The sequence below is a fragment of the Micromonospora xinjiangensis genome (assembly GCF_056150165.1).
Genome location: NZ_JAXCFO010000006.1, coordinates 172,203 through 184,073 on the forward strand (window position 1 = coordinate 172,203; position 11,871 = coordinate 184,073).

Below are 11,871 nucleotides of genomic sequence, written 5' to 3' on the forward strand. Positions count from 1 at the left end.
CTAAAGCTACTATGAGGCCGTGCAGAACGGGCCCGGGAGCGCGAGGGCGGCCGGCGACGAGTGGTCGTCCCGGGTCGCCGTCACCGTCAACGGCGACCGCCGCGAACTCACCCTCGACAACCGCACGACGCTGCTCGACGCGTTGCGCGAACACCTGGGCCTCATCGGCGCGAAGAAGGGCTGCGACCACGGCCAGTGCGGCTCCTGCACGGTGCTGCTCGAGGGCCGGCGGGTGAAGAGCTGCCTGATCTTCGCGGTCACCCTGGACGACTGCTCGGTCGTCACCGTCGAGGGGCTGGCCGGGCCGGACGGGCTGTCCCCCTTGCAGGAGGCCTTCATCGCGCACGACGCCTTCCAGTGCGGCTACTGCACACCCGGGCAGATCTGCTCGGCGCAGGGCGTGCTCGGCGAGGTGGCCGAGGGGTGGCCGAGCGCGGTCACCGACGACCTCACCGCGCCGGTACGGCTGACCGACGCGGAGATCCGCGAACGGATGAGCGGCAACCTGTGCCGGTGTGCGGCGTACCCGCACATCGTCGACGCGATCCGCGAGACGGCGGCCGGGCGATGAGACAGTTCCGCTACCGCCGCCCGAGCGACGTCGGCGAGGCCGTGGCGCTGCTGAGCGCCGACCCGGAGTCCGCCTACCTGGCCGGCGGGACCAACCTCGTCGACCTCATGAAGCTCGGCGTGCAGCGGCCCGACCTGCTGGTCGACGTCACCCGGCTGCCCCTGGGCGGGATCGAGACCCCGGCCGACGGGGGCCTGCGGATCGGCGCCACGGTGCGCAACAGCGAGCTCGCCGCCCACCCGGCCGTGCGGCGGGACTATCCGGTGCTCGCCCGCGCGCTGCTCGCCGCCGCCTCCGGCCAGGTGCGCAACATGGCCACCACCGCCGGCAACCTGCTGCAACGCACCCGGTGCGTCTACTTCCAGGACACGGGCAAGGCGTGCAACAAACGGGAGCCCGGCACCGGCTGCGCGGCCCGTCACGGGCAGAACCGCGACCTGGCCGTCCTGGACTGGTCCGAGCAGTGCGTGGCCACCCACCCGTCGGACCTGGCGGTGGCGCTCGCCGCGCTCGACGCCGTCGTCGAGGTGGCCGAGCCGGGTGGGACGCGGGACGTACCCCTGGACGAGCTGTACCGGTCGCCGGGCGAGCACCCGGAGCGGGAGACCACACTTCCCCGCGGCGCGCTGATCACCGCCGTACGGATCCCGCCGCTGCCCGCGGCGCGGCGCTCGGCGTACCTCAAGGTGCGGGACCGGGCCTCGTTCGCGTTCGCGGTCGGCTCGGTGGCGGCCGTGCTGGACCTGGACGGCGGTGTGGTCCGTGACGTGCGGCTGGCCTACGGCGCGGTGGCGCACCGGCCCTGGCGGGCCCGCCGCGCGGAGGCGGAGCTGCGCGGGCGCCCGTTCACCGCGGAGACGGTCGCGCGGGCGGCCGATGTCGAGTTGGCGGCCGCGCGCCCGTTGCGCCACAACGGCTTCAAGGTGCCGCTGATCCGCGCCATCACCGTCCGCACGCTCGGCGAGCTCGCGGGGGTGCAGGCGTGAGCGCGGGTGCGGTGGGCCGGGCCCATCCCCGGCTGGAGGGCCGGGAGAAGGTGACCGGCACCGCCCGGTACGCGGTCGAGTACCCGCTGGACGACGTGACGTACGGCTGGGCGGTGCCCGCGGCGGCGGTGCGCGGCCGGATCACCCGGATCGACCCGGAGCCGGCGCTCGCGGTGCCGGGGGTGCTCGCGGTGGTCCACCACGGCAACGCTCCCCGGCTCGCGCCGGACGTGGAGGCACCGCTCTACCTGCTCCAGGAACCGACCGTGCACTACCGGGGCGAACTCGTCGCCGTGGTGGTGGCGGAGTCGATCGAGGCGGCACGGGAGGGGGCGCGGCTGGTCCGGATCGACTACGACACCGAGCCGCACAGCACCGTGCTCACCGCCGACCATCCCGGCCTGTACCGGCCCGAGAAGATCAACCCCAACTACCCGACGGACACCGCCGAGGGGAACTTCGACGCCGCGTACGAGGCCGCCGAGGTGCGGGTGGACGCCACCTACCGGACGCCGGCATACCACAACAACCCGATGGAGCCGCACGCCACGACCGCACAGTGGCAGGACGGGCGGCTGCTCGTGCACGACTCGAACCAGGGGTCGACGCCGGTGCAGGCCGCCCTGTCCGAGCTGTTCGGGATACCCCGCGAATCGGTCCGCGTGATCAGCCGGCACGTGGGCGGCGGGTTCGGCAGCAAAGGGTACGCGAAGGCCGCCGTGGTGCTCGCCGCGCTGGCCGCCCGGCACGTCGGCCGGCCTGTGCGGCTGGCCCTGACCCGCCAGCAGCTCTTCGGCCCGATCGGCTACCGGACGCCGACGATCCAGCGGATCCGGCTGGGCGCCGACGCGGACGGCCGGATCGCCGCCGTCTGCCACGACTCGATCACCCAGACGTCGACGGTCGCCGAGTTCGCCGAGCAGGTCGGCGTCTACACCCGCAGCATGTACGCCGCGCCGCACCGGCGCACCACACACCGGCTGGTCCGGCTCGACGTGCCGACCCCGTTCTGGATGCGGGCACCGGGTGAGTGCCCCGGGGCGTACGCCCTGGAGTCGGCGATGGACGAGCTGGCGGCGGCGTGCGGGATCGACCCGGTCGAGCTGCGGCTGCGCAACGAGCCGGCGGTCGACCCCGAGCAGGGGCACCCGTTCAGCAGCCGCAACCTCGTCGGCTGCCTCACCGAGGGGGCCCGCCGCTTCGGGTGGTCCGACCGCGACCCGCGCCCGCGTAGCCGGCGCGAGGGGCGGTGGCTGATCGGCACGGGTGTCGCCGGCTCCAGCTACCCGGCCCGGGCGCGGGCCACCCGCGCCACGGCCACCGCCCGCCCCGACGGCGAGTTCCTGGTGCGGATCAACGCCGTCGACATCGGCACGGGCGCGCGCACGGCGCTCTGGCAGATCGCGGCGGACGCGCTCGACGTGCCACCGGAGCGGGTCCGCATCGAGATCGGCGACAGCGACCTGCCCCGGGCCTACGGCGCGGGCGGCTCGATGGGCACCTCCTCGTGGAGTTGGGGGGTGATCCGCGCCTGCCAGGGCTTGCGCGACCGGCTCGCGCACCACTCGGGCGAACTGCCCGCCGAGGGGCTGACCGTCGAGGCGGACACCGCGGACGAGGTCCGCGCGCAGCGCCCGATGGCCCGTTACGCCTACGGCGCGCAGTTCGCCGAGGTACGTGTGGACGTGGACACCGGCGAGGTGCGGGTGAGCCGCCTGCTCGGCGTGTTCGCGGTCGGCCGGGTGGTCAACCCGACGACCGCGCGCAGCCAGTTCATCGGGGGCATGACCATGGGCCTGTCGATGGCGCTGCACGAGGAGGGCCTGCTCGACGAGCGGTACGGCGACTGGGTCAACCACGACCTGGCCACGTACCACATCGCGGCCTGCGCGGATGTCGAGCGGATCGAGGCGTACTGGCTCCCCGAGGAGGATCCCGACCTCAACCCGGCCGGGGTGAAGGGGCTCGGCGAGATCGGGATCGTGGGCACCGCGGCCGCGATCGCCAACGCCGTCCGGCACGCCACCGGCGTACGGGTGCGGGACCTGCCGATCCGCCTGGACAAGCTCGCCGGAATGTAAGCCTTTACTTATTTAAGGTATCGCTGATATAAATGCCGGGTGCACGCCTTCGATGTGTTGGGCGACCCGGTGCGGCGCCGGATCCTCGAACTGCTCGCCGAGGGCGAGACGACCGCCGGTGCGATCGGCGAGGTCATCCGGCGTGAGTTCGGCATCTCCCAGCCGGCCGTCTCGCAACACCTGAAGGTGCTGCGGGACAGCGGCTTCGCCACCGTCCGGCCGGCCGGCACGCGGCGGCTCTACGCCGTCGCCCCCGAGCCGCTGCGCGACGTGGACCGGTGGCTCGACACCTTCCGCCGGTTCTGGACCCCACCGCTGCACGCGCTCGCCACCGAGTTGGCGCGCGGCAAGCGCGAACGGCGGCTGCGCGAGCAGGCCGCCGACGACGACAGGAGAGAACGATGATCGACGCGACCGAGCAGATCAGCGCCGTCCGGCGCGAGTTGGGCACCCGGACGCTGGAGGCCGGCGAAGCCCGCGTGATGACGATCAGCCAGACGTACGACGCCACGGTCGAGGACGTCTGGGACGCCTGCACGAACGCGGAGCGCATCCCGCGCTGGTTCCTGCCCGTCTCCGGCGACCTGCGGCTCGGCGGCCGCTACCAGTTGGAGGGGAACGCGGGCGGCACCGTCGAGCGCTGCGACCCGCCGCACAGCTTCGCCGCCACCTGGGAGATGAACGGCATGGTGAGCTGGATCGAGGTCCGGCTCAGCCCGGTCGGCGGCGATCGCACCCGCTTCGAGCTGGAGCACGTCGCGCACGTCGACGACGACATGTGGGCGCAGTTCGGCCCGGGCGCCGTCGGCATCGGCTGGGACCTCGGCCTGCTCGGTCTCGCCACGTACCTCGGCGGCGGCCCGGGCGGGGTGCGGCCGGAGGACGCCGCCGCCTGGTCGGCCTCGGACGAGGGGCGGCGGTTCATGGCGCTGGCCAGCGAGCGGTGGTACGAGGCGAGCGTGGCCGGGGGCACGGACCCCGAGGCCGCGCGCGCCGCCGCCGAGCGGGTGACGTCCTTCTACACCGGCGCCCCGGCCTGACCCGACGCCCCCGGCGGCAACCCGGACCACCGGCTGCGCCGGTGCGCCCCGGGCAGGCAGGACCCGGCCCGGCCAGACTCCCCCGGCAGGCAGACCCCCGGCCCGCCGGCGCGGCCGGACGCCCTTGGCGGGTGGGCGCCCGGCCCGAGCGCCGCACCGGCCGCCCGGGCGGGCACGGACGGCCGCACCGGGCGGCGCGCGGGTAACGTTCTGCGCCATGACCGGTGCGCCGTACTCCCACTGTTCGTTCTGCGGGACCGCCTACCCGCCGGCGGCCGGCTGGCCGCGGGTCTGCCCGGTCTGCGGTCAGACCGTCTGGCGCAACCCGCTGCCGGTCGCGGTCGCGGTGCTGCCCGTGCGCACCGGCACCGGGCTCGGTGTGGTGGTGGTCCGGCGGGACATCGAACCGGCCCGTGGGCTGCTCGCGCTTCCCGGCGGTTTCATCGAATACGGCGAGGAGTGGGACGAGGCCCTGGTCCGTGAGCTTCGCGAGGAGACCGGGCTGCTCGCGACGGCGCGGGACGCCAGGCTCTTCGCGGTGCACAGCGCCCCGGCCGGCGGCACCATGATGGTCTTCGGCGTGCTGCCCGAGGTGCACGCCGAGGACCTGCCGCCGTCGGCGCCGACCGAGGAGGCGACCGAGTGGCTGGTGCTGACCGAGCCGGTCGAGCTGGCCTTCGACACGCACACCCGGGTGCTGGCCGACTTCCTCGCCACCACCACCCGCTGACCCGCCCACCCCTCCCCGCGCCCCGCCCCCGCCTCTCCCCGGTGACCAAGGGCTTCGCGTCGGGCGGGCCGCCGTTCCTGACGCGCATCTCTTGACCACCGGGTCGAGCGGGGGCGCGGGGAGGGGGAGGCTCAGGGGGTCACCTGGCGGAAGAGGACCACGGCCAGGCCCAGCGCGAGCAGCAGGTTGAACACGGTGGCGCTGGCGAAGACGACCACGGGTCGCCAGCCGGCCTCCCGCAGCGCGGTCACCCGGACCTCCAGGCCGATGCTCACGAACGCCAGGATGAGGAACCACACCCGCAGGTCGTTGACGATCGCGATGGTGGCCCTGCCGTCCGCGCCGGCCGCGTCGAGGTACCAGGTGGCGATCACCGAGGCGGCCACGAAGCCGAGCACGAACTTCGGGAACCGCTGCCACAGCTCGCCGAGCCTCGGCCGGCTCGCCCCCGGCCGACGCTCGACCCGCAGGGCGAAGTACGCGGTGAGGGCCACCGCCACCACCCCCATCAGCGCGTTCTGGGTGACCTTGACGACGCTGGCGATCTGGAGCGCCTCCTCGCCGGCGAGCGCCCCGGCCGCGGTCACCGCCGCCGTGGTGTCGATGTTGCCGCCGATCCAGGCGCCGGCGACCGCCGGTGACAGCCCGAGCAGGTCGGCCAGCCAGGGCAGGACGAAGATGGACGGCAGCGCGAAGACGATGACGAGGCTGGCCGCGTACGCCAGTTGTTCGCGGCGGGCGCGCACGGCGCCGGCGGCCGCGATGGCCGCGCTGACCCCGCAGATGGAGACCGCGGAGGCGAGCAGCGCACGGAGCTTGTCGTCGAGCCCGAACCGGCCGGCCAGCCACCAGGTGAAGAGGAACACCCCGCTGATCAGCAGGATCGCCTGAGCGATCGCGGGGCCGGCGGCGCTGGCGATGACCGCCAGGTTGATCGAGGCCCCGAGCAGCACGAGGCCCGTCTTGATGAAGAACTCGGTGCGGAACGCGGCGGCGATCCGGTCGCGCAGCCCGAGCAGCGTGACCGCCAGATTGCCGAGCAGGCCGAGCACGATGGCGTAGACGGGGTACTCGATGGCGGCGGCGACGTCCTCCAGCGCGGTGTCCTCGGCGAACGCGGGCACGTTCTGTTCCAGGTAGCGGGTCAGCGCGGCGAGGCCGAGGACGACGAGCAGGCCCAGGCCGGTCCAGGCCCAGAACGCCCCGGACCGCGGCCCGGCCGGCACGAGCGGCGGACCCGCCGGCTCCGCCGCGGTGGCGACGTCGACGGCCGCGGTGGCGTCGGCGTTCGCGTCGACGTCGTCGGCGGTACGAGGGGCGATGCCGGCGCCCGCGGGGGCGGCGACCTCGGTGCTGTCCGTGGCTCGGGTGGCGTCGGTGGTCATCAGGGCACCAACCCGGCGGGGACAGCGCCCAGCAGGACCAGGCCGAGCAGGGCGAGACCGAGCAGGGTGGCGGCCCAGTCCTCGTTGAGCGCGAAACGGCTCTCGCGGGCCGTCGGTGCGGGCGGAGCCGCGGGGGATGGTTCGTCGATGCTCACGGGGAATCCTTCGATGCGGCGGTGACGGGCAGCAGGAAGGCGCGGAGGGATAGGGCGGACGTCGGCGTGCGCCCCCGCGCCAGGAAGGGCGGTCACGCCGGGCGGGACCGCGTCCGGGTGACGCGGCCCCGCGCGACGGGCCGCTCCGGCGGCACCGCGGCCCGACGGTGCGTCGGGGCGCGGTGCCGCGTGGTGGTCGCGCGGGTGAAACGGGCGGATACCAGGCGCCCGGCCGCCTCGTGTGGACGGTGGTGGGCGTCCGCGGAGGTCAGGCCGGTCGGCGGCGCGGGCCGGTACAGAGGCCCGAGGCGACCCGCATCAGGTCGACGACCCGGCGGGAGACGAGCCGGAGACTGGTACGCACACGTCGATATTCCTATTTAGCCGGTAGGAAAACAAGACTGTGTCCATCATCCGGACAGCCGCCCCGACCGTCGGCGCTACGCACCCCACCCCCCGGCAAAGCTGATCAAGAGCTGTGCGTCGGGCAGGCCCCGGCTCCTGACGGGCACCTCTTGATCACTCGACCGAGGGGGCCGGGGATGGGGTGGAAAGTGTGGTCAGGCCGCGGCCCGGTCGGGGACGGGGCGGCGACGGCGTGCCGCGTCCGTCAGCACCGGTCGACGCCAGGCGCCGTCCGGGGCGTACAGATTGCCGCCGGGCGGCACGATCTCGTCGATCCGGTCCAGGACGGCGTCGTCGAGGGTCAGCTCGGCGCCGGCCAGCAGACCGTCGAGCTGCGCCATCGTGCGCGGTCCGATGATCACGGAGGTGACCGCCGGGTGCGCGGCGGGGAAGGCCACGGCCAGCTCGGGCAGCGTACGGCCGAGCTGGTCGGCCACGGCGGTCAGGTCCTCGACGGCCCGGTACTTGGCCGCGTTGCCGGGAATCGCCGGGTCGAAGCGGGCCGGGGTGAGGGCGGCCCGGCCGCTGCCCAGGTCGGCGGGGCGCCCCTGCCGGTAGCGGCCGGAGAGGAAACCCGACGCGAGCGGGCTCCAGGTGAGCACGCCCATGCCGTACCGCTGGCACACCGGCAGGACGTCCGCCTCGATCCCCCGCGCGAGCAACGAGTACGGCGGCTGCTCCGTGCGGAACCGGCCGAGCGCCCGCCGCTCCGAGACGTGCTGTGCCTCCACGATCTCCTCGGCCGGGAACGTCGAGCAGCCGAACGCGCGGATGGTGCCGGCCCGGACCAGGTCGGTGAGGGCGCCGAGCGTCTCCTCGACGTCCGTGGTGTGGTCCGGCCGGTGGACCTGGTACAGGTCGATCCAGTCGGTGCCGAGCCGCCGGAGACTGTCCTGGACCGCGCGCATGATCCAGCGCCGCGAGTTGCCCCCACGGTTGCGCCCCTCCCCCATCGGGAAGTGGACCTTGGTGGCGAGCACCACGTCGTCCCGGCGGCCGCGCAGCGCCTTGCCGACGATGACCTCGGACTCGCCGGCGGAGTACATGTCCGCCGTGTCCACGACATTGATTCCCCGGTCGAGCGCGGAGTGGATGATCCGGACACAGTCGTCGTGGTCGGGGTTGCCGACCGCGCCGAACATCATGGTGCCGAGGGCGTGGACGCTGACCTCGATGCCGGTGCCACCGAGAACGCGGTAACGCATGGGGCTGCTCCCTGCTGTCGTACGCCCGGCGGAGGGCCCGCCGGGCGTACGCCACGCTAGGAGTTCGAGTGCCCTGGAGGTCAACGGTCGTGGACCGGAAGCCGGCGACCCCGCGCGCCTCAGGGCGCGGGCAGCGGATCCGGTGCGGGCGGACGCTCGGCGGTCAACGGCAACAGCACCCGGAACGTGGTGTTGCCCGGTTCGCTCTGCACCCGGATGTCGCCGTGGTGCTTGTGGACCACGATCCGGTACGAGATGTCGAGCCCGAGACCGGTGCCGCTGCCGACCGGTTTCGTGGTGAAGAACGGCTCGAAGATGCGCGGTCGCACGTCCGCCGGGATGCCGGGGCCGGTGTCGGTGACCTCCACGGCGAGCAGGTCGCCCGCTCGTTCGGTGCGGACCGTCAGCGTCCCCTTCTCCCCCATGGCGCCGAGCGCGTTGTCGATGAGGTTGGTCCAGACCTGGTTCAGCTCCGCCGCGTACGCCGGCACCTGCGGCAGGCTCCGGTCGTACTCCCTGACCAGCTTGACCCCGGCGGGGATCTTCGCCTTGAACATCACCAGCGTGGCGTCGAGCAGGTCGTGCACGTCGACCACCTGGAACGGCGCGCGGTCCAGCTGTGAGTACTGTTTGGCCGCGCCGACGAGGCCGGAGATGCGGGTGACCGCCTCGCCGATCTCGCGCATGAGCAGCTCGGTCTCGATGGTGTAGGTGAGCCAGCGGATGGCCGTCTCCAGGTCGGCCGGGCCCACGGACGCCTGCACGCGGGCCAGCCACTCGGTGTCGGCCCCGCCGCTGACCAGGATCGGCGCCAGGTCCCAGGCGCCCCTGACGCCGCGCTCGTCCAGCCAGTCGGTCAGCGCGTCCTCGGCGTCCGAGGTGGCCATCGGGCTGAGCCTCGGCGCCGTGGCCACCCGGGCCACGGCGTCCTCCTGCAGCTCGACCAGACGGTGCAGGGCGCTGCCGTCGAGGCGGCCGTCGGCGATCATGGCGAGCTTGCTGCGCATGCCGCCCACCCGGTCGCGCAGCACCGAGGTCGCCCGGACCGCCGCCGCGGCCGGATTGTTCAACTCGTGGGTCAGCCCCGCGGACAGCGAGCCGAGGGCCAGCAGCCGCTCCCGCTCGCCCACCACGGTCTGGGTGGCCCGCATGCCGATGAACAGCCCCTCCAGCAGGTGCATCGCCATCGGGAACCAGGAGCGGACGGCCTGCGCGAAGCACTCCGCCGGCAGCACGAAGAACTCCGAGTCGGTGACCGCCCGCATCGTGTTGCGGTACACCTGCTCGGTCTCGCTCTCCAGGTACGCCTGGGTGGCCCCGCCGTACACGCCGCGCTGCGAGGTGCTGCTGATCTCCAGCTCGGCGCCCTGCACCCGGCGGCTGAGCGTCACGCTGCCGGAGAGCAGGACGAAGAAGCACGTCGCCGGCTCCCCCTCGCCGAAGACGACCGTGCCGCCGGCCCGCTGTTCGACCCGGCCGTTCTCGGCCAGCCAGGCGAGCTGGTCGGCGTCGAGCGCCTCGAACAGGAACAGGGTGCGCAGCTGCTCCGGGCTCAGCCGCTCCTCCGGGCCGGTCACTGCGCCTCCAGGTAGCGGTGCACGAGTGAGACGGCCATCGCCCCCTCGCCGACGGCGGAGGCGACCCGCTTCACCGACTGGGAGCGCACGTCACCGGCGGCGAAGACGCCCGGCAGGCTCGTCTCCAGGTGGTACGGATCCCGCGACAGCGCCCAACCGGGCGGCCGCCTCCCGCCGGTCACCAGGTCGGGCCCGGTCACCACGAAGCCCCGTGGGTCGCGCACCAGCACCCCGTCGAGCCAGTCCGTACGCGGCTCCGCGCCGATGAACACGAACAGCCAGGAGGTCTCCGCCGTGCGCCGCTCCCCGGTGCGCGTGTCACACAGGTCGATCCGTTCCAGGTGCTCGCCACCCGCCGCGCCGACCACCTCGGTGTGCGGATGCACGGTGATCCGGTCGCTGCGCTCGATTTGGTCGATGAGGTAGCGCGACATCGAGGCGGTGAGGTCGGGGCCGCGGACCAGCAGGTGCACCCGCGACGCGTACCCGGCGAAGTACACCGCCGCCTGGCCGGCCGAGTTCGCCCCGCCCACGATGTAGACGTCCTGGTCGACGCAGCTCGGCGCCTCGGTGGCGACCGAGCCGTAGAACACCCCGCGACCGGTGAAGTCGGGCAGGCCGGGCGCGTCGAGCATCCGGTAGGAGACGCCGGTGGCGAGCACCACCGTGTGCGCCGCGATCTCGCTGCCGTCGCCGAAGCGCAGCAGCCGCGCCCCGCCCGCCTCGGCGAGGCCGACCACCTCGCGGGCGCTGAGCAGCTCGGCGCCGAACTTCAGCGCCTGCCGCCGCGCCCGGTCGGTGAGCTGGGCGCCGGAGACGCCGTCGGGGAAGCCCAGGTAGTTCTCGATCCGGCTGCTCTGCCCGGCCTGGCCGCCCGTGGCCCGGCGCTCCACCAGCACCGTGCGCAACCCCTCCGAGGCCGCGTACACGGCCGAGCCGAGGCCCGCGGGGCCGCCGCCGACCACCACCACGTCGTAGAAGTCGGTGGTGGGCTCCACGGTGAGCCCGACGACGCTGGCCAGCTCGGCGGTCGTCGGGGCGATGAGCGTCTTGCCCTCGGCCGTCACGACCAGCGGCAGGTCCGCCTCGGTGGCGCCCGCGGCGGCGAGCAGCCGGGCGCCCTCCGCGTCCTCGGTCAGCAGCCAGCGGTACGGGATCAGGTTCCGGGCCAGGAAGTCGCGGACCTTGAACGAGGGGGCGGACCACCGGTGGCCGACCACGCGGATCTCGGTGAGCGCGGCCTCGGGCGTGGCCGCCCACGCCTCCAGCAGCCCGTCGATCACCGGGTAGAGCTTCTCCTCCGGCGGGTGCCAGGGCTTGAGCAGGTAGTGGTCGAGGTCGACCACGTTGATCGCCTCGATCGCCGCGTCCGTGTCGGCGTACGCGGTGAGCAGCACCCGGCGGGCCGCGGGAAAGAGGTCCATCGCGGCTTCGAGGAACTCGATCCCGGTCATCTCGGGCATCCGGTGGTCGGCCAGGAGCAGCGCCACCTGTTCACCGCGCAACTTGATCTCGCGCAGCGCCTCCAGCGCCTCCGGGCCGGAGCCGGCCCGGATCACCCGGTACCGCTCGCCGTACCGGCGGCGAAGGTCACGGGCCACCGCGCGGGAGACCACCGGGTCGTCGTCGATGGTCAGGATCACCGGGTTCGCCATGGCGCCCATGAAACCACCTCGCCGGGCCGCCGGTCACATCCGTCCCGAACACCTCGGCAGGTCGCCGCGCGGGTCTCGACC

The 11,871-nt window shown here is 73.8% G+C and carries 11 protein-coding genes; 6 read left to right on the forward strand and 5 right to left on the reverse strand.

Going from position 1 to position 11,871, the window contains the following annotated elements:
* Nucleotides 1-19 precede the first annotated feature (19 nt).
* The 6 genes from SM573_RS22285 to SM573_RS22310 all read left to right on the forward strand — a co-directional run bounded on the left by SM573_RS22285 (nt 20) and on the right by SM573_RS22310 (nt 5,408).
* Nucleotides 20-571 (forward strand): 2Fe-2S iron-sulfur cluster-binding protein, encoded by a 552-nt coding sequence (locus SM573_RS22285; RefSeq protein WP_474610501.1) that lies wholly within the window; start codon nt 20-22, stop codon nt 569-571.
* Nucleotides 568-1,557 (forward strand): FAD binding domain-containing protein, encoded by a 990-nt coding sequence (locus tag SM573_RS22290; protein WP_474616958.1) that lies wholly within the window; start codon nt 568-570, stop codon nt 1,555-1,557. Before SM573_RS22285 ends, SM573_RS22290 begins: the two co-directional genes overlap by 4 nt.
* Nucleotides 1,554-3,638 (forward strand): xanthine dehydrogenase family protein molybdopterin-binding subunit, encoded by a 2,085-nt coding sequence (locus SM573_RS22295; protein WP_474610503.1) that lies wholly within the window; start codon nt 1,554-1,556, stop codon nt 3,636-3,638. Before SM573_RS22290 ends, SM573_RS22295 begins: the two co-directional genes overlap by 4 nt.
* Before the next feature lie 39 nt (nt 3,639-3,677).
* Nucleotides 3,678-4,043 (forward strand): ArsR/SmtB family transcription factor, encoded by a 366-nt coding sequence (locus SM573_RS22300; RefSeq protein WP_474616959.1) that lies wholly within the window; start codon nt 3,678-3,680, stop codon nt 4,041-4,043.
* A complete protein-coding gene (locus SM573_RS22305) occupies nt 4,040-4,678 on the forward strand; it encodes an SRPBCC family protein (protein ID WP_474616960.1) in 639 nt (212 codons plus the stop codon). Before SM573_RS22300 ends, SM573_RS22305 begins: the two co-directional genes overlap by 4 nt.
* Nucleotides 4,679-4,895: 217 nt before the next feature.
* The gene (locus SM573_RS22310; RefSeq protein WP_474616961.1) at nt 4,896-5,408 is read left to right on the forward strand and encodes an NUDIX domain-containing protein; all 513 of its coding nucleotides are present in this window, start codon (nt 4,896-4,898) and stop codon (nt 5,406-5,408) included.
* 131 nt (nt 5,409-5,539) lie between these two features.
* On the opposite strand, the gene SM573_RS22315 is transcribed toward SM573_RS22310, so the two are convergent.
* The 5 genes from SM573_RS22315 to SM573_RS22335 all read right to left on the reverse strand — a co-directional run bounded on the left by SM573_RS22315 (nt 5,540) and on the right by SM573_RS22335 (nt 11,799).
* Entirely contained in the window at nt 5,540-6,793 is a 1,254-nt protein-coding gene (locus SM573_RS22315) for a YeiH family protein (protein WP_474610507.1), read from the reverse strand.
* The gene (locus SM573_RS22320) at nt 6,793-6,948 is read right to left on the reverse strand and encodes a hypothetical protein (RefSeq protein ID WP_474610508.1); all 156 of its coding nucleotides are present in this window, start codon (nt 6,946-6,948) and stop codon (nt 6,793-6,795) included. Before SM573_RS22320 ends, SM573_RS22315 begins: the two co-directional genes overlap by 1 nt.
* 560 nt (nt 6,949-7,508) lie before the next feature.
* A complete protein-coding gene (locus SM573_RS22325) occupies nt 7,509-8,558 on the reverse strand; it encodes an aldo/keto reductase (RefSeq protein ID WP_474610509.1) in 1,050 nt (349 codons plus the stop codon).
* A 119-nt stretch (nt 8,559-8,677) separates the two neighbouring features.
* The gene (locus SM573_RS22330) at nt 8,678-10,135 is read right to left on the reverse strand and encodes an ATP-binding protein (RefSeq protein WP_474610510.1); all 1,458 of its coding nucleotides are present in this window, start codon (nt 10,133-10,135) and stop codon (nt 8,678-8,680) included.
* Nucleotides 10,132-11,799: an NAD(P)/FAD-dependent oxidoreductase gene (locus SM573_RS22335; RefSeq protein WP_474610511.1), complete on the reverse strand. Its 1,668-nt coding sequence runs from the start codon at nt 11,797-11,799 to the stop codon at nt 10,132-10,134. Before SM573_RS22335 ends, SM573_RS22330 begins: the two co-directional genes overlap by 4 nt.
* Nucleotides 11,800-11,871 lie beyond the last annotated feature (72 nt).

Excerpts from the sequence above, each read along its gene's own strand:
- SM573_RS22325 (WP_474610509.1), bottom strand. The coding sequence starts at position 8,558 with ATGCGTTACCGCGTTCTCGGTGGCACCGGCATCGAGGTCAGCGTCCAC.
- SM573_RS22335 (WP_474610511.1), bottom strand. The coding sequence starts at position 11,799 with ATGGGCGCCATGGCGAACCCGGTGATCCTGACCATCGACGACGACCCG.
- SM573_RS22315 (WP_474610507.1), bottom strand. The coding sequence starts at position 6,793 with ATGACCACCGACGCCACCCGAGCCACGGACAGCACCGAGGTCGCCGCC.
- SM573_RS22310 (WP_474616961.1), top strand. The coding sequence starts at position 4,896 with ATGACCGGTGCGCCGTACTCCCACTGTTCGTTCTGCGGGACCGCCTAC.
- SM573_RS22305 (WP_474616960.1), top strand. The coding sequence starts at position 4,040 with ATGATCGACGCGACCGAGCAGATCAGCGCCGTCCGGCGCGAGTTGGGC.
- SM573_RS22290 (WP_474616958.1), top strand. The coding sequence starts at position 568 with ATGAGACAGTTCCGCTACCGCCGCCCGAGCGACGTCGGCGAGGCCGTG.